General features: G+C 57.4%; 21 protein-coding genes and 3 tRNA genes. 11 read left to right on the top strand and 13 right to left on the bottom strand.

Annotation, left to right across the window (positions count from 1 at the left end; genetic code table 11):
- Positions 1-415: 415 nt before the first annotated feature.
- Positions 416-1207, top strand: coding sequence for a C40 family peptidase (locus tag CYR52_RS15170; protein WP_072930897.1), 792 nt, complete (start codon positions 416-418; stop codon positions 1205-1207).
- 60 nt (positions 1208-1267) lie between these two features.
- On the opposite strand, the gene cydH is transcribed toward CYR52_RS15170, so the two are convergent.
- Positions 1268-1357, bottom strand: a complete 90-nt coding sequence (gene cydH, locus CYR52_RS15165; protein WP_101828881.1) for a cytochrome bd-I oxidase subunit CydH — start codon at positions 1355-1357, stop codon at positions 1268-1270.
- Between the two features lie 350 nt (positions 1358-1707).
- Between cydH and purR the strand changes: the two genes are divergently transcribed.
- Positions 1708-2733, top strand: coding sequence for an HTH-type transcriptional repressor PurR (gene purR / locus CYR52_RS15160; protein ID WP_072930900.1), 1026 nt, complete (start codon positions 1708-1710; stop codon positions 2731-2733).
- 84 nt (positions 2734-2817) lie between these two features.
- On the opposite strand, the gene punR is transcribed toward purR, so the two are convergent.
- Entirely contained in the window at positions 2818-3723 is a 906-nt protein-coding gene (gene punR / locus CYR52_RS15155; protein WP_072930902.1) for a DNA-binding transcriptional activator PunR, read from the bottom strand.
- Positions 3724-3851: 128 nt separating this feature from the next.
- On the opposite strand from punR, the gene punC reads away from it, so the two are divergent.
- Entirely contained in the window at positions 3852-5060 is a 1209-nt protein-coding gene (punC, locus tag CYR52_RS15150; protein ID WP_101828880.1) for a purine nucleoside transporter PunC, read from the top strand.
- 347 nt (positions 5061-5407) lie between these two features.
- On the top strand, positions 5408-6559 hold the full coding sequence (gene cfa, locus CYR52_RS15140) for a cyclopropane fatty acyl phospholipid synthase (RefSeq protein WP_072930909.1): 1152 nt from the start codon (positions 5408-5410) through the stop codon (positions 6557-6559).
- Between the two features lie 84 nt (positions 6560-6643).
- Here the strand turns inward: cfa and bglB are convergent, their stop codons facing one another.
- Both bglB and CYR52_RS15130 read right to left on the bottom strand, forming a co-directional pair.
- A complete protein-coding gene (gene bglB / locus CYR52_RS15135; RefSeq protein ID WP_072930911.1) occupies positions 6644-7783 on the bottom strand; it encodes a beta-galactosidase BglB in 1140 nt (379 codons plus the stop codon).
- A gap of 212 nt (positions 7784-7995) precedes the next feature.
- Positions 7996-8652: a riboflavin synthase subunit alpha gene (locus CYR52_RS15130; RefSeq protein WP_072930912.1), complete on the bottom strand. Its 657-nt coding sequence runs from the start codon at positions 8650-8652 to the stop codon at positions 7996-7998.
- 217 nt (positions 8653-8869) lie between these two features.
- Here CYR52_RS15130 and CYR52_RS15125 point away from each other — a divergent pair, with 217 nt between their 5' ends.
- From CYR52_RS15125 to CYR52_RS15100, 6 genes are all read left to right on the top strand, one after another.
- Entirely contained in the window at positions 8870-10243 is a 1374-nt protein-coding gene (locus tag CYR52_RS15125; protein WP_101828879.1) for an MATE family efflux transporter, read from the top strand.
- 172 nt (positions 10244-10415) lie between these two features.
- Positions 10416-10492 (top strand) — tRNA-Val (locus CYR52_RS15120).
- Between the two features lie 30 nt (positions 10493-10522).
- Positions 10523-10599, top strand: a tRNA-Val gene (locus tag CYR52_RS15115).
- A gap of 16 nt (positions 10600-10615) precedes the next feature.
- Positions 10616-10692, top strand: a tRNA-Val gene (locus tag CYR52_RS15110).
- A gap of 540 nt (positions 10693-11232) precedes the next feature.
- Positions 11233-12645 carry a pyruvate kinase PykF gene (pykF, locus tag CYR52_RS15105; RefSeq protein WP_072930916.1) on the top strand — a complete coding sequence of 471 codons (1413 nt, stop codon included), beginning with the start codon at positions 11233-11235 and terminating at the stop codon, positions 12643-12645.
- A 299-nt stretch (positions 12646-12944) separates the two neighbouring features.
- A complete protein-coding gene (locus CYR52_RS15100) occupies positions 12945-13181 on the top strand; it encodes a major outer membrane lipoprotein (RefSeq protein WP_004943717.1) in 237 nt (78 codons plus the stop codon).
- 173 nt (positions 13182-13354) lie between these two features.
- On the opposite strand, the gene CYR52_RS15095 is transcribed toward CYR52_RS15100, so the two are convergent.
- From CYR52_RS15095 to sufA, 7 genes are all read right to left on the bottom strand, one after another.
- Entirely contained in the window at positions 13355-14383 is a 1029-nt protein-coding gene (locus CYR52_RS15095; protein WP_072930917.1) for a L,D-transpeptidase family protein, read from the bottom strand.
- A 105-nt stretch (positions 14384-14488) separates the two neighbouring features.
- On the bottom strand, positions 14489-14899 hold the full coding sequence (gene sufE, locus CYR52_RS15090) for a cysteine desulfuration protein SufE (RefSeq protein ID WP_072931032.1): 411 nt from the start codon (positions 14897-14899) through the stop codon (positions 14489-14491).
- A gap of 42 nt (positions 14900-14941) precedes the next feature.
- Positions 14942-16162: a cysteine desulfurase SufS gene (sufS, locus tag CYR52_RS15085; protein ID WP_072930919.1), complete on the bottom strand. Its 1221-nt coding sequence runs from the start codon at positions 16160-16162 to the stop codon at positions 14942-14944.
- Positions 16159-17463: a Fe-S cluster assembly protein SufD gene (sufD, locus tag CYR52_RS15080; protein WP_101828878.1), complete on the bottom strand. Its 1305-nt coding sequence runs from the start codon at positions 17461-17463 to the stop codon at positions 16159-16161. Before sufD ends, sufS begins: the two co-directional genes overlap by 4 nt.
- A complete protein-coding gene (gene sufC / locus CYR52_RS15075; RefSeq protein ID WP_072930923.1) occupies positions 17438-18184 on the bottom strand; it encodes a Fe-S cluster assembly ATPase SufC in 747 nt (248 codons plus the stop codon). The genes sufD and sufC overlap by 26 nt, the downstream gene beginning before the upstream one ends.
- A 132-nt stretch (positions 18185-18316) precedes the next feature.
- The gene (sufB, locus tag CYR52_RS15070; protein ID WP_072930925.1) at positions 18317-19846 is read right to left on the bottom strand and encodes a Fe-S cluster assembly protein SufB; all 1530 of its coding nucleotides are present in this window, start codon (positions 19844-19846) and stop codon (positions 18317-18319) included.
- 11 nt (positions 19847-19857) lie between these two features.
- Positions 19858-20247, bottom strand: a complete 390-nt coding sequence (gene sufA / locus CYR52_RS15065) for a Fe-S cluster assembly scaffold SufA (protein ID WP_072930927.1) — start codon at positions 20245-20247, stop codon at positions 19858-19860.
- A gap of 550 nt (positions 20248-20797) precedes the next feature.
- Here sufA and CYR52_RS15060 point away from each other — a divergent pair.
- The gene (locus tag CYR52_RS15060; protein WP_072930928.1) at positions 20798-21202 is read left to right on the top strand and encodes a hypothetical protein; all 405 of its coding nucleotides are present in this window, start codon (positions 20798-20800) and stop codon (positions 21200-21202) included.
- Between the two features lie 18 nt (positions 21203-21220).
- Here the strand turns inward: CYR52_RS15060 and CYR52_RS15055 are convergent, their stop codons facing one another.
- Together CYR52_RS15055 and ydiJ are read right to left on the bottom strand one after the other, a co-directional pair.
- A complete protein-coding gene (locus CYR52_RS15055) occupies positions 21221-21640 on the bottom strand; it encodes a hotdog fold thioesterase (RefSeq protein WP_101828877.1) in 420 nt (139 codons plus the stop codon).
- Positions 21637-24690, bottom strand: coding sequence for a D-2-hydroxyglutarate dehydrogenase YdiJ (gene ydiJ / locus CYR52_RS15050; RefSeq protein ID WP_072930932.1), 3054 nt, complete (start codon positions 24688-24690; stop codon positions 21637-21639). Before ydiJ ends, CYR52_RS15055 begins: the two co-directional genes overlap by 4 nt.
- Between the last annotated feature and the right edge of the window lie 172 nt (positions 24691-24862).

Here is a 24862-nt window from a genome sequence, read left to right as displayed (position 1 = left end):
TCACGCCATAAGCTGGCTGTTATGCGTCACGTCAAATCGGCACTGGGTCTATTGTAACGATGGCAGCTATGGGATAAAAACGCCATTTTTTACAGGGTTTTTCCCCTAACCCGGCCAATGCGCGGGGGCGTGGCTGCCCGTAATCAATAAACATTCATTGAGAATAACATTTTTAAGCGGGGCTTTTCACCTGTAAAACCGGGCTGTTCCGCGGGCACTTTTGCACGCTAACCCGTTGAGCAGAGAATAAAATAGCAGCAAACGGCACTGTTTTTTCATTTGTGAAAAAAGCTATTAACGTTTTCTGACAATATGAATTAGAATCGATGCGTTTCGTGCTTTTTTGTACGGCAGGTTTCAGGAATACTGAGCCTCCTTTGACGTTCTTTCCGGGGCCACTTTTGGTAGCGTTACTATGCGTTTAATCGTCACGCTTTTTGTCCTGTTGTTGACACAACTGTTTATGAATCTGGCGCATGCGTCGCCGCACGCCCGTGTTTCTGCTGAACAGCGTAAAAGCCATGTCAGCGAAGCCAAAACGGATGAGCGCAAAAAGCGAAAGCCGGTGAAAACCAGTGCCAAAAAGAAAAGCACCGGGACGGAAAAGTCACGGGTAGTTAACGTCACCACCAAAAGCGGCAAAAGCCGCAAAACGGCCTCGACCCGGCTGGTCAAGGTCACCCCGCCAAAGAAAGGGTACAAAAAAGGGTATGGCCGCCACCGCACCAAAGGCGCGGACGCGCAGGAACTGGCCCAGCTCAGCAAACCGCTGACCCTCAGCCCGGCGCATAAAAAACGCTACCAGCATGCCAAGCAGACTGCGATGGCCAAGCTGATGAACCAGGTCGGCAAGCCTTACCGCTGGGGCGGTACCTCACCCAATACCGGGTTTGATTGCAGCGGCCTGGTCTATTACGCCTATAAAGACGTCATGAAAATCCGTATGCCGCGCACCGCCAATGAGATGTACCACCTGCGCGATGCTGCACCGGTCAAACGTGGTGAGCTGGAAACCGGCGATCTGGTGTTCTTCCGCATCAATAACCGCGGTGCCGCTGACCATGTGGGGGTTTACCTCGGCAACGGCAAGTTTATCCAGTCACCGCGTACTGGTGAGGATATCCGCATCAGTTTCCTGGACAATGATTACTGGCAGGATCATTACGTCGGCGCCCGCCGGGTGATGACGCCAAAAACCATCCGCTGAGTAAAGCGCACCCGTAAAAAACGCCGGATCTCCGGCGTTTTTTTATCAGCCCGGCCAGCCTCAGTGCAGGATGGCGGTAAAGCTGAAGAGTAAAATCACTGTCAGCGCGCCCACAGTGGTCAAAAGCGACATTTTCAAATCACTGTCCATTATTCTCTCCTTGGTGAACCACAAGAAAACCACACACTTAGTGTGCCGACCCTATTCTCACACTCTTTAAAGAAATGCCTAAACACTTTTTAAAGAAATTCCTAAACACTTTCGGGGTGTACGGCACAATTTTCCTCTTTCCCTTTTCACCATAATGAGTGAAAATTCGCGGTTTACGCACTGCGTACCCGGCCGGCTGCGATGCCCCACCGCTTAGTTCAGCGAAGATGACCGCTCCTTCCCCCCAGAATCCACTGCAATTCTTTCAGCGGGCAGGAGAATAAACGCAGGCAAACGATTAACATAATAGTTACGTGCTGTAACACGTACTATCAGGAGTCATTCTTTCCATGGCAACGATTAAAGATGTCGCCAGACGTGCCGGCGTATCCACGACTACCGTGTCACACGTCATTAATAAAACACGTTTTGTCGCTGAAGAGACTAAGGCGGCAGTCTGGGCTGCCATTAAGGAATTACACTATTCGCCGAGCGCCGTCGCGCGCAGCCTGAAGGTCAACCATACAAAATCGATTGGCCTGCTGGCGACCTCCAGCGAAGCGCCCTACTTCGCTGAAGTGATTGAGGCGGTAGAGAACAGCTGCTACAGCAAAGGCTATACGCTTATCCTGTGTAATTCCCATAACAACCTCGACAAACAACAGGCTTACCTGGCGATGCTGGCGCAAAAGCGTGTCGATGGGCTGCTGGTGATGTGCTCTGAATACCCCGACCAGCTGATCGGCATGCTGGAAGAGTACCGCAACATCCCGATGGTGGTGATGGACTGGGGCTCGGCGCGCAGCGATTTTACCGACTCGATTATTGATAACGCCTTTGAGGGCGGTTATCTGGCCGGGCGTTACCTGATTGAACGCGGCCACCGCGACATCGGCATTATCCCCGGCCAGTTGTCGCGCAATACCGGCGGCGGGCGGCATCAGGGCTTCCTGAAGGCGATGGAAGAGGCCAATATTCCGGTACGCGAAGAGTGGGTGGTTCAGGGCGATTTTGAGCCGGAATCAGGTTATAAGGCGATGCACCAGATCCTGACCCAGAAACAGCGCCCGACGGCGGTGTTCTGCGGCGGCGACATCATGGCGATGGGCGCGATTTGCGCCGCCGATGAGCTGGGCCTGCGTGTGCCGCAGGACGTCTCCGTGATCGGTTATGACAACGTGCGCAACGCGCGTTACTTCTCCCCGGCGCTGACCACCATCCACCAGCCCAAAGAGCGCCTGGGCGAGAACGCCTTTGCCATGCTGCTGGATCGCATCACCAGCAAGCGTGAAGACCCGCAGACCATTGAAGTCCACCCGAAACTGGTCGAACGCCGTTCCGTGGCAGACGGCCCGTACCGCGATTACCGCCGGTAATCCGTGAGCCGGGGGCATCCAGCCCGCCCCCGGCGTTTACCCGCGCCACCTTTTACCCGCCCAGCTTTTTACCCGCGCTGCGTTTCATCCACGTAACCACTCGCGGTTCAGCGTGTCACTCTCCCCCAGATAATCCAGCAACCATACCAACGCCGGTGACGATTTCTCCTGCGCCCAGGTCAGGCAACAGGCGCTGTCCGGGAATGGCTGGTGCAGCGTCAGCACGGTAAGGTCACCGCGGTCAATCAGCGGTTGCGCCATGTGCGCCGGGATCATGCCGACACATAACCCGGCCAGCAGGCAATCCAGCGCGCTGGTCCAGTCCGGCACCACCAGCCGCCGCTGGTTGTCGAGCGTCCAGGTATCGCGTTTCGGCAGGCTGCGCGAGGTGTCTTCCTGGCACAGTGCCGGATAGGGCCGCAGCTGATCGTCCGTCAGCGGCCCCGCCTGCTGCGCCAGCGGATGCCCCCGGCTGACCACACAGTGCCACGGCATAAACCCCATATCGCGGAAACGGTAACCGCCGCCCACCGGCACGGCACGCGTGGCCCCGATGGCGGCATCCACCCGCCCGTCGGCCAGGGCATCCCACACGCCATTAAACACTTCGGGTGAGATCAGCAGTTCCATGTCAGGGAATTCCCGGTAAAAATCCAGCACCAACTGCCGGGTACGGTCGGCCCGGACAATCCGGTCCACGGCAATGCTGAGCTGGCCGCGCCAGCCGTTCGCCACCTGTTGGCACTGGCGGCGTGTAGCCTGCATTTTTTTGATAAGCAGCCGCGCCTCCTGCACAAACACCCGCCCGGCTTCGGTAATCACCACATCCCGGTGGCGGCGCTCAAACAGCTCAACCGCCAGCCACTGCTCGAGCTGGCGCACCGTATAACTGACGGCAGAAGGCACGCGGTGCAGCTCCTGCGCGGCCGCACTGAAACTGCCGGTACGTGCCACGGCATCAATCACTTCCAGAGAGTATTCAGACCACATATCCTGCCTTCAATTTTTTTCACAGCATGGTGCAAATTTTACCGTTTCACAACCCACTGACGCTACCGTAGAGTGCGCGACGATATAGGATTTATGTATTGCCTCTGAATAAAATATTGAGATTACTTATGACTCGTTCCCCCTTTTTCCTGCTCTATCTTGCTGTCCTGAGTATGCTGGGCTTTTTGGCCACGGACATGTACCTGCCCGCCTTTGCGCTGATGCAGGAAGATCTCGCGCTCTCCCCCAATGCCATCAGTGCCAGCCTGAGCCTGTTTCTGGCCGGCTTCGCCTGCGCCCAGCTGATCTGGGGCCCGCTCTCTGACCGCATCGGCCGTAAACCGGTGCTGGTGCTGGGCCTGCTGCTGTTTGCGGCCGGGTGCGCCGGCATGATGTGGGTAACGAACGCCCACCAGCTCTGGCTGATGCGCTTTGTGCAGGCCATCGGCGTCTGTTCTGCCGCCGTGAGCTGGCAGGCACTGGTGGTGGATCGTTACTCCCCCCAGCAGAGCAAAAAAGTCTTTGCCACGATTATGCCGCTGGTGGCGCTCTCCCCGGCCCTTGCCCCGCTGCTGGGGGCGTGGCTGCTGAACCATTTCGGCTGGCGCAGTATTTTCCTCGCCCTGCTGGCGATAACGCTGCTGCTGCTGATCCCTACATTACGGCTGAAAGCGGCCGCCCCCGCGGCCGGTGCGGCCAACGCACCGAAAACCAGCCTGTGGACGCTGCTTAACTCCCGCGTGTTCAGCGGCAATGTGCTGATGTATGCCGCCTGCTCCGCCGGTTTTTTCGCCTGGCTGACCGGGTCGCCGTTCATCCTGCATGCGATGGGTTACAGCCCGGATGATATCGGCCTGAGCTATGTGCCGCAGACCTTTGCGTTCCTGCTGGGCGGGTTCGGCTGCCGGATGGTGGTCAGCCGCCGTGACGGCAAGTTCCTGGTGCCGTGGCTGCTGGCCGGGTATGGCCTGAGCATTGTGGCGCTGTTCTTGCTGGCGTTGCTGGCGCAACCGGGCCTGGCGGCGTTGCTGGTGCCTTTTTGTGTGATGGCTTTGGCAAATGGCGCGCTTTATCCCATAATTGTGGCTAATGCCTTGCTGCCTTTCCCGCACAGTACCGGTAAGGCCGCCGCCTTACAGAACGCGCTGCAACTCGGATTATGCTTTGTGGCCAGCCTGGCGGTGTCGGCGTTTATCAGCCGGCCGCTGATGGCGACGGTGACGGTAATGTTAATGACAGTGGGGTTAGCGGCCCTGGGCTTTTTCTTGCAACGTGGGGTGGCCTCACAGCGACACCTGCCGTCCGCCCGTCGTGAAAACAGTAACCAGGCGGCATAATTACCTTAGTTAATAATAACTTAAATAATATTAAGCCCGGAAGCGATTTGCGGTTGAGTATCGTTTCCGGCGCGCTTATACTCGGTTTCAACCCATAAAAATAACGCTTTTACAAAACTTTTATTACAGCATGTTTGGTGCGCGCGGAAAGCGCCCGCTTTATCAAGGATGACATCTCCGTCGCCTGCTCTCGGGCTCTGTTGGCGATCCGGGGTTCTTCCTGCATTTTCCTCTGTTCATAGTCGGATATCAGATACGGCGGGTAACCGCGGATTCTCGTATACGCCTGCAAATTGCCGCTGCTTTTCCTTGCAGGTATAAGTCAGAAGAAAGGTGATGGAGAAGCTATGAGTTCATCGTGTATAGAAGATCTAAGCATCCAGGATAATCAGTGGTACCGCATTGCCCATGAGATGCTCAGCATGGCCGATATCGAAATCAACGGCTCCCGGCCTTTCGATATCAAGGTTAATCATCCCGATTTTTTTAAACGCGTGTTACAGGACGGCTCGCTCGGCCTGGGCGAGAGTTATATGGATGGCTGGTGGGAGTGTGAACGGCTGGATATGTTCTTCCACCGTGTCATTGCCGCCGGGCTGGAACGGAAGCTCCCGCACCACCTGAAAGATACCCTACGCATTGCCGCCGCCCGCCTGACCAACCTGCAATCCAAGAAACGTGCCTGGATCGTCGGCAAAGAGCATTACGATCTCGGCAACGACCTCTTTACCCTGATGCTGGACCCCTACATGCAGTACTCCTGTGGCTACTGGAAGGAAGCGGAAACGCTTGAGCAGGCACAGGAGCACAAATTACGCATGATCTGCGAGAAGTTGCAGCTGAAGCCGGGCATGACCCTGCTGGACATCGGCTGTGGCTGGGGTGGGCTGGCGGCGTTTGCCGCGCGCCATTACGGCGTGTCGGTCAGCGGCGTGACGATCTCTGCCGAACAGCAGAAACTCGCCCAGCAGCGCTGCGAGGGGCTGGATGTCACTATCCTGTTGCAGGACTACCGCGACCTGGACCAGCAGTTTGACCGGATTGTGTCTGTCGGCATGTTTGAACATGTGGGGCCGAAGAATTACCAGACCTATTTCGATGTGGTCTCGCGTAACCTGAAACCGGACGGCCTGTTCCTGTTGCACACCATCGGGGCCAACAGGACCGATATGACGGTGGACCCGTGGATCGACAAATACATTTTCCCCAACGGTTGCCTGCCGTCCGTGAAACATATCGCCCAGGCCAGTGAGGGCGTCTTTGTGATGGAGGACTGGCATAACTTCGGCGCGGATTATGACCGCACGCTGATGGCGTGGTATGAACGCTTCCTGGCGGCGTGGCCGCAACTGGCTGAACGCTATTCAGACCGCTTCTACCGGATGTTCACCTACTACCTGAATGCCTGCGCCGGCGCCTTCCGCGCCAGGGATATTCAGCTCTGGCAGGTGGTATTCAGCCCGCATGGGGTCGAAGGCGGGATCCGCGTCCCCCACTGAGGCCATCAACGCGGTGCCTGTAAACACGATGCCCATAAAAAAACCGGTCAGATGACCGGTTTTTTTTCGCCCGGATTCAGGCCATTAAATGTAGACACGCAGGTATTCTGAGAGGCAGAGCACCGCCATCGCCTGCCCATAGGGCATGGAGGTGAGCGGGATGTCCCGGTAGAAATCGAGGTCGTTGCCCATTGCCGTCCCAAAGGAAACCTGCGTCAGCTCGCCCTGGCTGTTGATATGGCGCACCACGCCCTGCGCGGCCTTCAGCCCCATTTCTGCATACTGTTTGCCGACATAGCGTTTGCGCACCGCTTTCAGGATGCCATAGGCAAAACCGGCGGTGGCGGACGCTTCCAGATAAGCGTCGCGATCGTCAATCAGCGTATGCCACAGGCCGGAGGCATCCTGATACTGTTGCAGCGCGGCGATCTGGCTCTCCAGCACCTGCAGCAGGAAACGGCGGGTGGCGTCCTGTTCCGGCAGGTCCAGCATCTCAATAAAGTCCGGGATGGCCACCGTCAGCCAGCTGTTGCCGCGCGCCCAGCGTGCCTCGGCAAAGTTATGGTTGCCCTCAAACGTCCAGCCGTGGAACCAGAGGCCGGTTTTGCGATCCATCAGGTACTGCACATGCAGCATAAACTGGTATTTCGCCTCCTCGACATACTCAGGCCGGTTAAGCAATTTGCCGATTTTTGCCAGCGGCAGCACGCTCATCATCAGGGTGTCATCCCACATCTGCTGATGGTTTTCATTGTTGTACACAATATGCTGCAACCCGCCCTTCTCGGTGCGCGGCATCTGGTACATCACCCAGTCGGCCCAGGCTTCCAGGTAAGGCAGCCAGCTCTGGTTACGCGTTTCTTCATAGCGGTAAGCCAGTGTCAGGAACGGGCACATGGTGTTGACGTTTTTGGTCGGCATCGGCTCTTTAAAGCGGGCAGCGAACCAGTCATCAATGATCGCCAGCGCCTGCGGGTCATTGGTCTGCTGGTAATACTTATAAATGCCGTACAGCCCGACGCCGTGCGTCCACTCCCAGCCTGCCCAGCCTTTGGTGTCAATCACCCGGCCATCGTCCAGCCGCAGCAGGAATTCTCCGGTCTCATCCTTGATGTTAATCAGGTTATCCGCCGTGAGGCGAATCAGGCGCGTGACCTCATCGCGGGTAATAAAAAAGTCAGGCTGGCGCAGCAGTTCACTCTGTTTTACCGGGAATACGTTCATTTTTCACCTTCGCAAGAGAACAGGTTATAAGCTTTCCTGCAGTGTAAGCAGATGAAAACAGGGCTGCCTTTGGCTGACTGCCACGCCGCCGGGGGGGCTGGCAACACCGGAAAGAGGCCGGTGCCGTACCGGTGGTTTTGTGAGCCATGCCACAGCGAAAAAAACCCGGCGCGGGGCCGGGTGCAGGATGACAGGGGGTTTCGCGGGAAGGCTTACTCCGCCAGATTGTCACTGATCGCTTTGGCGGCGGCCATCGCCGCTTCGCGGCTGGCGAGCACCCGCTCTACGGTATCCACAATCGCCTGGGTTTGCGGATCGATCTCGATGTTCACCACATCACCCAGGCGTTTTTTGCCAAGCGTTGTCCGCTCCAGCGTTTCTGGGATCAGGTGCACGCAGAAGCGGTCTTTGACCACTTCCCCCAGCGTCAGGCTGATGCCGTCGATGCCGATGTACCCTTTATGCAGGATATATTTCATATACTCTGCGTTGGCGATGCGGAACCAGACCTGCCGGTTATGCTCCGAGGTCACGATTTTGCTGATCTCAGCGGTGCAGATGATATGGCCGGACATCAGGTGGCCGCCAATCTCATCACTGAAACGGGCTGCCCGCTCAAGGTTGACCCGATCGCCCACCTGAAGTGCGCCGAGGTTGGTCAGGCGCAGCGTCTCTTTGATCAGGTCAAAACTGACGCGATCGCCGTCAATTGACGTGACGGTCAGGCAGCAGCCGTTGTGAGCGACGGACGCCCCCAGGGCCAGGCCAGGCAGCATCTCCGCAGGCAACTGCACCACATGGGTACGGAAATTGGGTTTTTCATCAATCGCCACCACGGGCGCGGTGCCCTGAACAATACCGGTAAACATTAGCGAGCCTCTTTCATATTTTCAGGCGTTATCAATTCATCCAGTGTGCCGCAGTTTTCCCGGCTTGCCAACTCAGCGTCATCCGCACGCTTTTTGCCGCCGGGGTTTGCTTGACCGGGGTGGATCGGTACAATCTTACTCTTATTCTTATTTTTTCCTGATGCCGCCAGTGACGGCCGGCTCCCCTGCTCATTCCCCATAATAAAAAGGTGTTGGCGTGCAGAAGTATCTGATCGAAGCGCGAAGTTTATTGGCGTTAGCCATTCCGGTGATTATTGCGCAAATCTCCCAGACGGCGATGGGCTTCGTAGACACCATCATGGCCGGTTCTGTCAGCGCCACCGATATGGCGGCAGTGGCGATCGGCACCTCAATCTGGTTGCCGACGATCCTGTTCGGGCATGGCATCCTGCTGGCGATGACGCCGGTGGTCGCCCAATTGAACGGTGCCGGCCGCCGTGAGCGCATCTCGCACCAGGTGCGGCAGGCGTTCTGGCTGGTGGCGGCGCTGTCGGCGCTGGTGATTGCCGTGATTTCGCAAAGCGGCCACCTGTTGGGCCTGATGCAGGATGTGGACCCGGCGCTGGAAGCCAAAGCCGTGGGGTATCTGCACGCGATTATGTGGGGCGCACCGGGCTACCTGGGTTTCCAGGTGTTGCGCAACCAGTGCGAGGGGTTGTCCAAAACCAAACCGGGCATGGTGATCGGCTTTATCGGCCTGCTGGTGAATATTCCGGTCAACTATATCTTTATCTACGGCAAATTCGGCGCACCGGCGCTGGGCGGCGTCGGCTGCGGCGTGGCGACCGGCACGGTCTACTGGGTGATGTTCCTACTGATGGGCTGGTATGTGAAACGCGCGCCTTCCCTGCGTGACATCCATTTGCAGAGCAAACCGGCACGGCCGGACTGGCAGGTATTGCGCCGCCTGACCCTGCTTGGGCTGCCGATTGCGCTGGCCCTGTTTTTTGAGGTGACGCTGTTTGCCATTGTGGCGCTGCTGGTCTCCCCGCTCGGCATTGTGCCGGTGGCGGGCCACCAGATTGCCCTTAACTTCAGCTCACTGATGTTTGTTATCCCGCTGTCGGTGGGCGTCGCGGCCACTATCCGTGTCGGGCACCGGTTGGGCGAAGGGTCGGCGGAGGGCGCGCGGGTAGCGGCTTATGCCAGCCTCGCGACCGGCGTACTGATGGCCTGCTGTACGGCGATTTTCACCGTGCTGATGCGTGAGAAAATCGCGCTGCTGTATAACGAAAACCCGGCGGTGGTGGCGATGGCCAGCCAGCTGATGCTGCTGGCGGCGGTTTACCAGATCTCGGATTCGTTGCAGGTGATCGGTTCCGGGGTGCTGCGCGGTTATAAAGATACGCGGTCGATCTTCTTTATTACCTTTGTCGCTTATTGGGTGCTGGGGCTGCCGAGCGGTTACCTGCTGGCACTGACTGACGTGATCGTGCCGCGGATGGGGCCGAGCGGGTTCTGGTGCGGTTTTATCATCGGCCTCACCTTCGCGGCGGTAATGGTGATTTGGCGGATGCGCTGGCTGCAACGCCAACCGGCGGCGCTGATCCTGAAACGTGCGGCCCATTAACGCTGTCTTTGCGCCCGGCACCGGCCGGGAGTGCTGAAAAAAACAGCGGAGTGCGCACTCGCTCGGCAATCGCGTGAAATCTGGAAGAAAATTGCATTTTTCCGCTTGCCAGTGTCCGGCCACGCCGTTAATATTCGTCCCCGTTGCCGGCACCGGCAATCAGAAAAATGATGCGTCCGTAGCTCAGTTGGTTAGAGCACCACCTTGACATGGTGGGGGTCGGTGGTTCGAGTCCACTCGGACGCACCACACTTTCTGGCTTCTGCAAAATGATAATGTGCGTCCGTAGCTCAGTTGGTTAGAGCACCACCTTGACATGGTGGGGGTCGGTGGTTCGAGTCCACTCGGACGCACCACATCAGCTTTTCCGATGCGTTCTTAGCTCAGTTGGTTAGAGCACCACCTTGACATGGTGGGGGTCGATGGTTCGAGTCCATTAGAACGCACCATTCTTGCTTTCCCTGATTTTCCTTCGTTTTCCTTCCCTTAACGTCCCTGTTTTTGTCATACCTGCTGCTGTGTTGTCTGCTGTTTCATCACCTACTCTTTTCTTGCCTGCCCTGCTGCTTCTGCCATTTACACCTTATAAGCAGATGAAAAACAGCGATTAACCGGTTGCGCAACAAGTGGATGCAAAAAGTTTCATTTGCGTCACATTCCTGAGTATTTCGTATAAATCAAGCCGTCTCTTTCTGATTTTTGTTTTGTTTCCCCGTCGCTTACCCACTATAATGCGGAACGTCATTTCAATTGAAAGGTTTCAGCGCCTTGAACTGTCGATACCTCTTACAACGATTATTCCGACTCCTTCAACCGGCCACTGCCACGTCCGGCGCTGTTCCAACGCATATTTCCACCCCAACCCTGCTGCCATCGCCTATCCTTAGTTATGTTTTGCAGCGCCCAACACCGTCCCTATTCCACGCTGGTCGCACAGCGGCCAGCCATACGCACTTTTCAATCCATCACAACTTGTAGAACCTATTGTCATGAAAAAGACCAAAATTGTTTGTACGATCGGCCCGAAAACTGAATCAGAAGAGATGCTGACCAAGCTGCTGGATGCCGGCATGAATGTGATGCGTCTGAACTTCTCCCACGGGGATTACGAAGAACATGGCCAGCGCATTAAAAACCTGCGCGCGGTTATGGAGAAGACCGGCCATAAGGCTGGCGTCCTGCTGGACACCAAAGGCCCGGAAATCCGCACCATGAAACTGGAAGGCGGTAAAGACGCGTCTCTGACTGCCGGCCAGACTTTTACCTTCACCACTGACCAGAGCGTCATCGGTAACACGGAACGTGTGGCCGTGACCTATGCCGGTTTCGCCGCTGACCTGAAAATTGGTAACACCGTGCTGGTGGACGATGGCCTAATCGGCATGGAAGTGATTGAAGTCACTGAAACCGAAGTGATCTGTAAAGTGCTGAACAGCGGCGACCTGGGTGAAAACAAAGGCGTTAACCTGCCGGGCGTTTCTATCCAGTTGCCTGCACTGGCCGAAAAAGACAAACGTGACCTGATCTTCGGCTGTGAACAAGGCGTTGATTTCGTGGCGGCCTCGTTCATCCGTAAGCGTTCTGACGTGCTGGAAATCCGTGAGCACCTGAAAGCCAACGGCGGCGAGCAGATCCAGATCATCTCCAAAATCGAAAACCAGGAAGGCCTGAACAACTTCGACGAAATCCTGGATGCGTCTGACGGCATCATGGTCGCACGTGGTGATCTGGGCGTTGAGATCCCGGTTGAAGAAGTTATCTTCGCGCAGAAGATGATGATTGAGAAATGTAACCGCGCCCGCAAAGTGGTCATTACCGCGACCCAGATGCTGGATTCCATGATCAAAAACCCGCGCCCGACCCGTGCAGAAGCCGGTGACGTGGCCAACGCCATCATCGACGGCACTGACGCAGTGATGCTGTCTGGTGAAAGCGCCAAGGGTAAATACCCGCTGGAAGCGGTCACCATCATGGCGACCATCTGTGAGCGTACTGACCGCGTGATGCAGAGCCGTATTGATGGCCTGAATGACAGCCGTAAACTGCGCATCACTGAAGCAGTATGCCGCGGTGCGGTAGAAACCGCTGAGAAGCTGGACGCCCCGCTGATTGTGGTTGCGACCGGCGGCGGCAAATCAGCCAAAGCGGTACGTAAATACTTCCCGCATGCCACTATCCTGGCCCTGACCACCAATGCCGTGACTGCCCGCCAGCTGATCCTCAGCAAAGGCGTGATCACGCAGGTAGTGAAAGAGATCGCCTCCACCGACGATTTCTACCGCATCGGTAAAGAAGCGGCGCTGGAAAGCGGCCTGGCACAGAAAGGCGATGTCGTGGTGATGGTATCTGGTGCCCTGGTACCAAGCGGCACCACCAATACTGCCTCGGTGCACGTGCTTTAATTAAACGTGACATTCTGAACTGAATAAAAACGCCGCCCTTCAGCGGCGTTTTTTTCATCTGACGATCGGCTATTTTCAGAAAAACGCTACTTTTTTAAGCGTACAGAAATTGAGAGGGTTCTCATAGAAGCAGCATGTTTTCGCTGGTTTTTTTAACTTTTCAGCAAAAGCAGATGCTTCTTTGAGCGAACGATCAAAATAAAGTGCTTCAGCCCCAAAAATTTATTCTCATTAGAAAAAGGTTTGTGTAATACTTGTAACGCTACATGGAGATTAACTCAATCTAGAGGGTATTTATAATGAATCGCACTAAACTGGTACTGGGCGCAGTAATCCTGGGTTCTACTCTGCTGGCAGGTTGCTCCAGCAATGCTAAAATCGATCAACTGTCTTCTGACGTTCAGACTCTGAACGCTAAAGTTGACCAGCTGAGCAACGACGTGAACGCAATCCGTTCTGACGTCCAAGCCGCTAAAGACGATGCAGCACGCGCTAACCAGCGTCTGGACAACCAAGCTCACGCTTACAAAAAGTAATCGAGCTCGGCTAATAAAAATGGCGCACAGTGTGCGCCATTTTTTTTGCCTGTTATTCGCGGTGGCCTGCGCTGCCTTATGCTCCGCCCCTGCCCTGGTTTTCCCTCTTCCCTGACCTTCCCCCTTTTGACAACTTTTCTGCGCGTCCTTGCGCAAAAGGCTTCCCCTGCCCCTTATTGCAGGCTCTGTGGCGGCGTGGCGTCTGTCCCCGGCGCTGTGGGCTGGCTGCTGGCGCTCTGCGGCATAATCGCCTCAGGGATGGCGTCATTGGCTTCCGGCCCGGTGTTGACCAGTACCGGCATCCCGGAACGGCGCTCAATCGCCTGTTTCACGACGTCGGCATTGGTTTCCGGCGTTTTGATAAAGGCTTTAATCACCTTGGTTTTCGCGATAGGCATGGTTTGCGGGTCATCCTTATCGGTATGCGACAACGGTTGATGCACCTCAATGTAGCGTTTGCCATCCGGTTCGACCGCCACTTTGATCGGCTGGTTGATCACCTGCACCCGTGTGCCTTTCGGCACCTGGTTAAACAGCGCTTCGATGTCTGCCGCCCGCAGGCGGATGCAGCCGGAACTGACGCGCATCCCAATGCCGAAATTGGCATTGGTGCCGTGGATCAGGTAAACGCCGCCGCCTGCCGCCATACGCAGCGCAAACAGCCCCATCGGGTTATCCGGCCCGGCAGGTACCACGGCCGGCAAGGTGATGCCCTGCTCTTCCAGGTAGTGCTTACGGATATTGGCGGTGGGCGTCCAGGTCGGGTTCGGGATTTTCTGGATAATGGAGGTCACCATCGTCGGGGTATTGCGCCCAAGCTGGCCGATGCCGATCGGGTAGACCACCACTTTATTCTCACCTTTCGGGTAGTAATAGAGCCGCAGCTCGGCGAGGTTAATCACAATACCTTCGCGTGGGGTATCCGGGAGCAGCATCTGTGTCGGGATAGTCAATACCGAGCCGGGTGCCGGCAGATAGGGATCGGTGCCTGGGTTGGCTTCCAGCATTCCCAACAGGCCGATTTTAAAATCGGCGGCAATCATCTCCAGCGAACGGCCGTCATCCGGCACGGTATAGGTGATATTTTCACCAATCAACCGGCTGTTTTCTGCCGGCAGCGGGTATTCCGTGGCGTGGGCAGAAAATGAAATGAGTAACCAGAGGGTGCTGAGGAACCCCAGCAGCAAGCGTGCTTTTTTCATACCTGATTTTATCCTTATCACGTCACACAAGGGAGCCGGGTCGCTATCCTGGTGCCTGGCGCAGGCCAAAAAAAAGCCGCGCAGGAGGCGCGGCTTACAGGAGGTTTAAAGCTCTGCAGCGTTGGTGCGGATGGCGCGGATCATCGCCTCCAGCCCCTGTGAGCGGGAGGGGGTCAGATGCTGGCTTAATTCCAGCTCAGCAAAGAACGGGCGCACATCCAGTGCCACAATCTCCTGCGGCGTCATGCCGCTATAGAGAATAAACACAATGGTCAGCAACCCTTTCACGATGGCGGCATCGCTGTCACCCTGGAAGGTGACCCGGCCATCCAGGGTATCCATCGCAATCCATACCTGGCTCTGGCAGCCGGAAATGCGGTAACGGTCCTGGCGCAGTTCCTCATCGAGCGGCGGCAGTTTTGCCCCCAGCTCAATCACATACAGGTACTTCTCTTCCCAGTTTGCGCAACGGGAGAAGTTGCGCAGCAATTTTTGTTTGTCCGGCAACGTCGCCATAAAGCCCATCCTGCCTCAGTTAACATAAAAGCGGCCGGGCAATCAGCCCAGCAGCCGGTGGACACGCTGCAGGCCTGCGACCAGGCGATCCACTTCTTCACGGGTATTGTACATGGCCAGGGAGGCGCGGCACATGGCCGGAACCTGATAAAACGCCATCAGCGGCATCGCACAGTGGTGGCCGGTACGGATGGCGATACCATACTGGTCGAGGAAGCTGCCGACGTCATAGGCGTGGTGCTTGCCCAGGTTAAACGGGATCACCCCGGCACGATCGGCCGGGCCATACAGTGTGATATCCGGTACCTGCGCCATCGCTTCCAGCGCGTAGTGCATCAACGACGTTTCATACTCGTGAATGGCATCCAGGCCGATCGACTCCACGTAGTCGATGGCGGCCCCGAGGCCCATCATCCCGGCGGTATTGGGTGAGCCCGCCTCGAAGCGCCACGGCGCAGCCACAAAGGTGGTGTCACCGGTCAGGCTCACTTCGCGGATCATCGACCCGCCCCCTTCCCACGGCGGCATCTGCTCCAGCAATTCCGCCTTGCCGTAGAGAATGCCGATACCGGACGGCCCATACAGCTTGTGGCCGGAGAAGACATAGAAATCACAATCCAGTGCCTGCACATCCACTTTCTGGTGCATCACCGCCTGCGCGCCGTCCACCAGCACTTTCAGCCCGGCGGCTTTCGCCTGCGGGATGATCTGTTCCAGCGGGTTGATGGTGCCCAGCACGTTGGAGACCTGCGTCAATGCCAGCAATTTGGTGCGTGGGGTAATCAGCTGTTCCAGCATACCGGGCTGCAATTCACCCTCTGGGGTCAGCGGCCAGACATCAATATGCAGCGAACGGGCCTTCGCCAGCATCTGCCACGGCACGATGTTGGCGTGATGCTCCATCTCGGTGATCAGGATGCGATCGCCCGGTTGCAGGAAGGTGTTACCGAAACTGTGGGCGACCAGGTTGATCCCCTCGGTCGAGCCTTTGACAAAGATGATCTCTTCCGGCGAGGCGGCGTTGATAAAACGCGCCACCTGGGCGCGTACACCTTCCATCTGCTCGGTCGCTTCCGCGCTGAGGGTATGAATGCCGCGATGAACGGCGGCATAACCGTGGCGATAGAACTCCGCCTCGCGGGCAATCACCTGCTCCGGTTTCTGTGCGCTGGCTGCGCTGTCGAGATAGGCCAGCGGCTGGCCATTTACCTCACGCGCCAGCAGCGGAAAGTCCTGCCGGATCCGTTCAATCGGGTAACTCATTGCTGGCCTCCACGTAAGCGCCCGGCGATACGGTGCAAGACCGTTTCGCGCAGGACATCGTCCTCCAGCGCCTCAGTGAGTTCGGCGGCAAAGGCGAAGATAATCATCTCCTGCGCCGCATCACCGGCAATGCCGCGTGAACGCAGGTAGAACAGCTGTTCATCATCGATGCGCCCGACGGTGGCACCGTGGCTGCATTTTACGTCATCGGCGTAAATTTCCAGCTGCGGCTTGGTGTCCACTTCAGCCTGTTTGCTCAGCAACAGGTTGTTGTTGGTCATCTGGCCGTCGGTTTTCAGCGCATGTTTGGCCACTTTGATCATGCCGTTAAACACCGCTTTGGCGCGGTCATGCACAATCACTTTATGCATCTGGCGGCTCTGGCAATACCCCTGGTTGTGCTCCAGGTAGGTACGCGTGTCGCTTATCTCATCGTCCACCGGCAACACCAGGCTGTTGATGTGCAGCTGGGTGTTTTCACCGTTCAGCTGCGCACTGGTGTTATGGCGGGAGAGGCCCGCGCCCAGCAGGAAGCTGTGGCTGGTCACCTGGGCATCACGGCCGACAACCAGATCGTTATGCGCGAAGTGGTAGCTGGCCTGGCTCTCAAACGCCAGTTTGATGTGGCTCAGCACCGCATTGTCACCGATGTCCGCCGTCAGGCGTGCGCCGGTAAAGTGGCCGCTGTCGCTCAGGCTGAGGTAGTGCTCAATCACCTGAGCCTGGGCACCCCGGCCGATCTCGAGGTGGTAACGGTGGTGCACGGTGTTGATTTCCGCGGCCTGCGCCCGGCCGCTGGAGAGGTGCAGCAGGTATAGCGGCTTGTCAGCCTGTTTCCCGGCCGGCAGGCGGATCATCCGCGGCTGGTGCGCCAGGCTTTCCGTCAGGTGCAGGAAGACCTCAGACTGCACCGGCTCCGGCAATGCGTTATGCAGCGACGGCGTCAGGGCCTCAACCACAAAGGCACCGGTTTCGCTGTCACTCAGCTCAGCACTGAATTCGCCGTCCACAAACACCAGGCGGTAGGCGTCAATCGCCAGCGCGTGCTGGTCACAGTCACTGCGGCTCAGGCTGGGCGCGTGTGGGGCAAAGAACTGTTTGCCCAACAGCGGCGACACCGGCGTGTATTTCCAGTTTTCCATTTTTGCATGAGGAAAACCGAGGCGCATTACCTGCTGCCAGTGCGTATGTGCGTGGGCGGAGTGCTCACCGCCACGGCTTTCAAATAACCGGTAGAGCTGTTGCATTGCCTGCGGGCTGCCGGCCTGGGGTGCATCACTCTTGCTCGGTAAGCCAGCCATAACCCTGCTCCTCTAACTGTTTGACCAAGGTAAAGTCACCGGACTTCACAATGCGACCCTGATACAGCACGTGGACGAAATCAGGCTTGATGTAGTCCAGGATGCGCTGGTAGTGCGTCACAATGATGAAAGAGCGCTTGCCGTCACGCAGCGCGTTCACGCCGTTGGAGACGATTTTCAGCGCATCGATGTCCAGACCGGAATCGGTTTCATCGAGGATGCAGAGCGACGGCTCAAGCGCAGCCATCTGCAGGATGTCATTACGCTTTTTCTCACCGCCGGAGAAGCCTACGTTCACAGAGCGGGTCAGCAGGTCAGACGGCATCTTGAGCAGGTCAATTTTCTCTTCGATGAAATCAGCAAAATCAAAGCGATCCATCGGCTCCTGGCCGCGGTATTTGCGCACGGCGTTAACCGCCGTCTGCAGGAAGAAGTTGTTGCTGACGCCGGGGATTTCCACCGGGTACTGGAAGGCCATAAACACGCCTTCGCCAGCCCGGTCTTCCGGGTCGAGTTCCAGCAGGTCTTTACCGTTAAAGAGCACATCACCGTCAATCACTTCATACTCTTCACGGCCCGCCAGCGTGGCTGACAAGGTACTTTTGCCGGAGCCATTCGGCCCCATGATGGCGTGAACCTCACCCGGCTTGATCTCCAGATCGATGCCTTTGAGGATCTCCTTGTCTTCAATGCTCACTTTTAAATCTTTAATGCTTAACATGTCTGTCCTTTAGCGCGCCTGCGCCCTGTTCAGCGTGGACCTGCACGCTCTTGACCGCAAAATCCGGTGTTGTTCAACATGGGTAATAGTCAAAACAGGTGCCGACCGCAGCATCCTGTTTCTGCGCCGGTGTTACCCGACGCTGTGTTCAAGGCTTATCGCCAGCAGTTTCTGTGCTTCAACGGCAAACTCCAGCGGCAGCTCGGAGAAGACATCCTTACAGAAGCCGTTCACGATCATGGAGATCGCATCGTCTTCACTGATGCCGCGTTGCAGGCAGTAGAACAGCTGGTCATCACCAATCTTCGAGGTGGTCGCCTCATGCTCCAGCTGGGCGCTGTTGTTGCGCACTTCCACATACGGGAAGGTGTGCGCCGCGCTGTCCGGCCCAATCAGCATAGAGTCACACTGCGTAAAGTTACGCGCGTTCTCGGCACCCGGCAGCACTTTCACCAGGCCGCGGTAGCTGTTCTGGCTGTGGCCGGCCGAGATCCCTTTCGAAATAATGGTCGATTTGGTGTTTTTACCGATGTGGATCATCTTGGTGCCGGTATCTGCCTGCTGTTTGCCGCTGGTCAGTGCCACCGAGAAGAACTCACCAATCGAGTTGTCCCCTTTCAGGATCACGCTCGGATATTTCCAGGTAATGGCGGAGCCGGTCTCAGACTGGGTCCAGGACATTTTCGAGCCATTGCCTTCACACAGTGCACGCTTGGTCACAAAGTTCAGGATACCGCCGCTGCTCTCTTTGCTGCCGGAGAACCAGTTCTGCACCGTGGAGTATTTCACTTCCGCGTCTTTGTGCAGAATCACTTCCACCACGGCCGCATGGAGCTGGTAGGTGTCACGCACCGGTGCGGAACAGCCCTCAATGTAGCTCACGTAGCTGCCTTCATCGGCAATCAGGATGGTGCGCTCGAACTGGCCGGTTTTCGCCGCGTTGATGCGGAAATAGGTCGACAGTTCCATTGGGCAGCGCACGCCTTTCGGCACGTAGACGAAGGTGCCGTCAGAGGCCACCGCCGCGTTGAGCGCCGCAAAGAAGTTATCCTGCGCCGGCACCACGGTACCGAGGTACTTACGCACCAACTCCGGGTGTTCCTGGATAGCCTCGCCGAACGAGCAGAAGATGACGCCGTGCTCAGAGAGCTTGTCACGGTAAGTGGTCGCCACCGACACCGAGTCAAAGATGGCATCGACCGCCACTTCTGCCCCTTCACGCACCGGCACACCCAGCTGATTAAAGGCGGCTTCCACTTCACTGGTCAGGTAATTTTTGTGGGTCTCCAGTGCCGGCACACCCAGCGCATCCGCAGCGGACGGCTGTTGGGTGGCACCCGGCTGCGAGCCGCAGACATCATCACAGCTGCCGCAGGACGGCGCGGAATAGTAGCTGTAATCCTGATAGTCCAGGGGCTTGTAATAGGCTTTCAGCCAATGCGGCTCTTCCATCTTGGTCCAGGCATGGTACGCCTTCAGCCGGAAGTCGAGCATCCATTCAGGTTCATTACGCTTGGCGGAGATGGCACGAACCACATCCTCATTGATGCCGGAGGCCAGCTCATCGGTCACCAATTGGGTAAAGAAACCTTCCTTGTATTTGCTGCCCTCACCGACCCAAGCCTGTACGTTCTCAGGAATTTCTACATTGCTTCGTGTCATGTTGGAGTCACTTAAACGCCAAAGCTCTCGCCACACCCGCAGGCGTGCTGAGCTCTAGGATTGTTGAATTTAAAAATCTGATTCAGCCCTTCACGGACGAAATCGACCTCAGTACCGTCGATAAACGGCATCGCTTTCAGCGGGACATACAGCCGGGCACCGTCGCGCTCATAGACCAGATCGTCTGCGGCCGGATTTTTGGTCAGATCCAGCACGTAGGCAAAGCCGGCGCAGCCGGATTGCTTCACCGCCAGTTGCAGCCCCTTGACTTCCGGGTCCTGCTCCACCAGCTTTTTGACCTGCCGGGCCGCGGCATCGGTTAATGAAAGCCCCTGCCAGACATTCTCTTCCAGCGAGAATGTCCCGACATTTTCCTTTGGCAACGTGTTGTCTGTCTGCATCGTAACCACCTCGTAATGAGCAAAAATTGTACGCACCCCGTATTGCCGTTAACGAAATCAGGGCGTCGTCCAATCTGATCCTACCTGAATTATAGTGTACCGGCGCTGACCCGAGGAAGAGTGCCGGTCAGGAAGCGCTGTCGCATGGCGACCATCTTAGTGATAAGAATAATCACTTCAACCTCTTGTTTTGAGAGGGTATACCGATTAGGGCATTCCTGACGGGGCAGCAGGTGGGCCGGCCTGACACTGTCAGGATGCGGGCCGTTAACCTGCCGGGCCGAACGCGTTGAAATTGTTGTGAATTTAATGTTAACAGATTAATGCTTTACGGTATATCTCATGTAACACATTAGACCGCGCACTGCTTATTAAACATTCATCGGTAATACCTATTTATCTTACAGTGCCTGACTATGAAGCGAAACCGGTTTAAAAAAGGATGTGAGATTCTGGTTAAATGGGGGCGAAAAAGTACCCAGGCAACCATTGATCGGCGCTATTTTTATGAATATGATAATCATTATCATTCATGGTTAGCGGAACTCTTATGACGGCCTCCCTTAACGCCTGGCTACAGGGCAAAATTGACGACTATAAATTTCAGGTGCGGGATGCCACCGTGGACTTTTATCTGGCTGACGCGGCCCTCAAGCGCCCGGAAGCGAGTATTGAGCAGCTGACCCGGTTTAACCGCCTGTGCCTGGAGATGGCCAACCTCTGCGCGATGAACGGCGATGATGAGAGTTATCTCCATGCCTTATGCAAATTGCACAACCGGCTGATTATCGAAATCAACAACCCGGCCAGGGCTTACCTGTTCCGGGTTCAGTGCTACCATTTTGCGCGCCATACGCTGAAACTGATCTGCCAGCATTACGCCCAGCTCGGTATCTGGGAAAAAGCCACCGCGTTTCAGAACGATTTCGTCAAACGCGTCCCTAACCCGCTGTAACCCTGCTGTACGGCGTGGTTAACCGCCGCGCACGGCCGTGGTCAGCCGCGCCGTGCAGCACAGCCGATCCGCCTCATCATAGAGATCAATCTGCCACACCTGGTGGCTGCGCCCGCAGTGCAACGCCCGGCAGACGCCGCGCACGCTGCCCTGACGCACGGCACGCAAGTGGTTGGCATTGACTTCCAGCCCGACCACCTGCTGTTCACCGTCGGTACACAGGTAACCGGCCACTGATCCCAGCGTTTCCGCCAGCACCACCGACGCCCCGCCGTGCAGCAAGCCGAACGGCTGGGTGGTGCGGCTGTCCACCGGCATGGTCGCCTCCAGCTGATCAGGTGCCAGCCGGGTAAACACAATCCCCAGGTGCCCGACCAGGCACCCGGCGCTCATCTGGTTGAGCGCCTCCAGGGTGGCTTCCCGTTTCCACAGGCTCATACCAGCTCCAGCAACGCCTGCAGCGGATGGCGCAGCCCGTTGCCCTCGATGCGTTTCACCTGGCTGCGGCACGAATAGCCGGTTGCCAGGCAGCGCTGGCGCGGCAGCCGTTGCAGTGACTGGTGCCAGGAGAGCTCGTAAATGCCTAACGAGTTGGCGATGTTTTTCGCTTCATGCCCGTAGGTGCCTGCCATGCCGCAACAGCCGACGCTGATGTTCTCCAGCTTTGCCCCGAAACGGGCAAAAATATCAGCCCATTGCTGGCTGCTGGAGGGCAGCGAGGTGGTTTCCGTGCAGTGGCCGAACAGGTACCAGGATTCGCCGCTGATCTGCTGCACCGGCCGCGCGGCCAGCGCCTGTTGCAGCCACTCATGCACCAGCTGCACCTGGAAACTGCCGCGGCGGATGCCGAGAATTTCGCGGTACTCTTCGCGGTAACAGAGCACCAGCGCCGGGTCGACGCCGACCATCGGCATATCCAGCTGCGCGATGCGGTTGAGGAAGTCCGCGGTTTTGGCGGCTGTCTTCGCAAAACGCACCAGGAACCCTTTGATATGCTGCGCCTTGCCGTTCGGCGCAAACGGCAGCAACACCGGCTTCAGCCCCAGTTTATCCACCAGATAGACCAGATCGCTGACCACTTCCGCATCGTAGAAGCTGGTGAACGGGTCCTGCACAATCAGCACATACTCATGGCGCTGGTTTTTCGGCACGCTCTCCAGCTGTTCCAGGGTCATGGTCACGGCACGGTGGCCAATCAGTTGCTGTTTCAGCGTCGGGCTGGAGAGCAGCGGCAGGTCGACCATACCGAGCGCGTTGCGGCTCATTTCGCGCACCCACGGCTGTTTAAAGAAGAAGTTGAACACCCGCGGCGCTTTCGCCATCAACGGCGCGTAGCTTTCGACATTGGCCACCACATGGTCACGCGCCGGGCGCAGGTAACGGGTATGGTAGAGCTGGAGGAAACGCGCCCGGAAGCCGGGGACGTCAATCTTGATCGGGCACTGGGTGGAGCAGGCTTTGCAGGCCAGGCAGCCGGACATCGCCTCTTTTACTTCGTGGGAGAAGTCATACTCGCCTTTGTTGGCGTGCCAGCTGTTGCGCATCTTCTCAATCATGCCGCGCAGGCTGATGCGGTTTTCCGCCAGCCGTTTCTCCAGCTCCAGCGGGTCAACGCCCTGCTCCGCCAGCAGCCGCAGCCACTCGCGCACCAGCCCGGCCCGCCCTTTCGGCGAATGGATGCGGTTGCCGGTGATCTTCATCGACGGGCACATCGGGCTTTTTACATCAAAGTTAAAGCAGAGGCCGTTGCCGTTACACTCCATCGCGCCGCGGAATGAGGTCCGCACTGCCAGCGGGATGCGCCGGTCAAAGGTGCCGCGCTTCACCGCGTCCACGCGCATCATCGGCGCATCGCTGCTCAGTGGGGCGCAGATCTTGCCGGGGTTGAGGCGGTTATCCGGGTCAAAGGCGGCTTTGATACGGCGCAGTTCGGTAAACAACTCCTCGCCAAAGAAAGCCGGGCTGTATTCGGCGCGGAAACCTTTGCCGTGCTCGCCCCACAACAGGCCGCCATATTTGGCGGTCAGCGCCACCACCTGATCGGAGATCTGCTTCAGCAGTACCTCCTGGCGCGGGTCGCACATATCCAGCGCCGGGCGCACATGCAGCACCCCGGCATCAACGTGGCCAAACATGCCGTAGCTGAGGTCATAACTGTCGAGCAGCGCGCGGAACTCCACAATGTAATCCGCCAGGTGCTGGGGCGGCACACAGGTGTCTTCGGCAAACGGCAGCGGCTTGGCCTGCCCTTTGGCATTGCCGAGCAGCCCCACCGCTTTTTTACGCATCGCATAGATGCGCTCAATCTCGGCCAGCTCGCCGCAGACCTGGTAGCCGATCACCCCGTCTTTGCCGTCCGACATCAGCCCGTCGAGCTGGGAACAGAGATCCGTGACCTGGTTTTCGATCAGGTCATGATCGTCACCGGCGAACTCCACGATGTTCAGCCCCAGCATCTCTTTGTCCGGCACGTCTTTGATCAGATCTTTCACCGAATGCCAGACGATGTCCTCGCGGGCCAGGTTGAGGACCTTGGAGTCCACCGTCTCGACGGAGAGCGCGTTGGCGCGCACCATAAAGGGCGCATTGCGCAGCGCAGAGTCAAAGGAGTCATATTTGATGTTCACCAGCCGGCGCACTTTCGGGATCGGCGTGATGTCGAGGCGCGCCTCGGTAATAAAGGCCAGTGTCCCTTCTGCACCGGTCAGGATGCGCGTCAGGTCAAAGGTCTGGAGATCGTCACTCAGCACATGGCGCAGGTCATAACCGGTGAGGAATCGGTTCAGCTTCGGGAATTTTTCCAGGATCAGGTTACGCTGCTCACGGCAACGCGTCAGCACCGTGCGGTAAATAGTGCCGGTGGGCGAGTCCTCTTTTGCCAGATGTTCCGCCAGTGCGGTGGGCATGGCGCGGGTATCGAGGATCTCACCGCCGAGCAGCACGGCGCGCAGCCCCAGCACATGGTCAGAGGTTTTGCCGTACACCAGCGAGCCTTGCCCGGAGGCATCGGTATTGATCATGCCGCCCAGCGTGGCGCGGTTGCTGGTGGAAAGCTCCGGCGAGAAAAAGTAGCCGAAAGGTTTCAGGTAGGCGTTGAGCTGATCCTTGATAACCCCGGCCTCCACTTTTACCCAGCCCTGCTCGGTATTGATGTCGAGGATGCGGTTCATGTAGCGTGACATGTCCACCACAATCCCGCTGTTAAGGGCCTGGCCGTTGGTGCCGGTGCCGCCGCCGCGCGGGGTAAACACCAGCGAACGGAAACGCTCCTCGCCCGCCAGGCGCGCCAGCAGGGCCACATCCGCCGTGGAGCGGGGAAACACCACCGCGTCCGGCATCAGCTGGTAGACGCTGTTGTCAGTCGCCATGGTCAGGCGGTCGGCATAGCTGGTGGCGGTGTCGCCGTTAAAACCGTTTTTCTTTAAGGCTTCCAAAAAATCGAGCACGCGCTGAATAAGCCCCGGTGCCTGAGAAATCTGTGGGATCATTGCTGTTGACCCTGTCCGTGTGAGGTTGTGTTCACGCCTGGCCTGCCGGAACACCGGCTGCGCAGGCCCTTCCCGTTTGCCGAGCCTTCTCCGTATTATTGTTATAGGAATAATGGCGAGCGGCACACGCAGTGCTACAGAAAACTACCACACTTCTTTTTTCTGCGCGCCG

Origin of the sequence: Chimaeribacter arupi, from assembly GCF_002858805.1 — a bacterium.
Classification (GTDB): Bacteria; Pseudomonadota; Gammaproteobacteria; order Enterobacterales; family Enterobacteriaceae; genus Chimaeribacter; species Chimaeribacter arupi.
Note: the sequence above shows the minus strand (reverse complement) of the source record. Positions and strands in the feature narration are given on the sequence as shown.

Excerpts from the sequence above, each read along its gene's own strand:
- CYR52_RS15170 (WP_072930897.1), top strand. The coding sequence starts at position 416 with ATGCGTTTAATCGTCACGCTTTTTGTCCTGTTGTTGACACAACTGTTT.
- cydH (WP_101828881.1), bottom strand. The coding sequence starts at position 1,357 with ATGGACAGTGATTTGAAAATGTCGCTTTTGACCACTGTGGGCGCGCTG.
- purR (WP_072930900.1), top strand. The coding sequence starts at position 1,708 with ATGGCAACGATTAAAGATGTCGCCAGACGTGCCGGCGTATCCACGACT.
- punR (WP_072930902.1), bottom strand. The coding sequence starts at position 3,723 with ATGTGGTCTGAATACTCTCTGGAAGTGATTGATGCCGTGGCACGTACC.
- punC (WP_101828880.1), top strand. The coding sequence starts at position 3,852 with ATGACTCGTTCCCCCTTTTTCCTGCTCTATCTTGCTGTCCTGAGTATG.
- cfa (WP_072930909.1), top strand. The coding sequence starts at position 5,408 with ATGAGTTCATCGTGTATAGAAGATCTAAGCATCCAGGATAATCAGTGG.
- bglB (WP_072930911.1), bottom strand. The coding sequence starts at position 7,783 with ATGAACGTATTCCCGGTAAAACAGAGTGAACTGCTGCGCCAGCCTGAC.
- CYR52_RS15130 (WP_072930912.1), bottom strand. The coding sequence starts at position 8,652 with ATGTTTACCGGTATTGTTCAGGGCACCGCGCCCGTGGTGGCGATTGAT.
- pykF (WP_072930916.1), top strand. The coding sequence starts at position 11,233 with ATGAAAAAGACCAAAATTGTTTGTACGATCGGCCCGAAAACTGAATCA.
- CYR52_RS15100 (WP_004943717.1), top strand. The coding sequence starts at position 12,945 with ATGAATCGCACTAAACTGGTACTGGGCGCAGTAATCCTGGGTTCTACT.
- CYR52_RS15095 (WP_072930917.1), bottom strand. The coding sequence starts at position 14,383 with ATGAAAAAAGCACGCTTGCTGCTGGGGTTCCTCAGCACCCTCTGGTTA.
- sufE (WP_072931032.1), bottom strand. The coding sequence starts at position 14,899 with ATGGCGACGTTGCCGGACAAACAAAAATTGCTGCGCAACTTCTCCCGT.
- sufS (WP_072930919.1), bottom strand. The coding sequence starts at position 16,162 with ATGAGTTACCCGATTGAACGGATCCGGCAGGACTTTCCGCTGCTGGCG.
- sufD (WP_101828878.1), bottom strand. The coding sequence starts at position 17,463 with ATGGCTGGCTTACCGAGCAAGAGTGATGCACCCCAGGCCGGCAGCCCG.
- sufC (WP_072930923.1), bottom strand. The coding sequence starts at position 18,184 with ATGTTAAGCATTAAAGATTTAAAAGTGAGCATTGAAGACAAGGAGATC.
- sufB (WP_072930925.1), bottom strand. The coding sequence starts at position 19,846 with ATGACACGAAGCAATGTAGAAATTCCTGAGAACGTACAGGCTTGGGTC.
- sufA (WP_072930927.1), bottom strand. The coding sequence starts at position 20,247 with ATGCAGACAGACAACACGTTGCCAAAGGAAAATGTCGGGACATTCTCG.
- CYR52_RS15060 (WP_072930928.1), top strand. The coding sequence starts at position 20,798 with ATGACGGCCTCCCTTAACGCCTGGCTACAGGGCAAAATTGACGACTAT.
- CYR52_RS15055 (WP_101828877.1), bottom strand. The coding sequence starts at position 21,640 with ATGAGCCTGTGGAAACGGGAAGCCACCCTGGAGGCGCTCAACCAGATG.
- ydiJ (WP_072930932.1), bottom strand. The coding sequence starts at position 24,690 with ATGATCCCACAGATTTCTCAGGCACCGGGGCTTATTCAGCGCGTGCTC.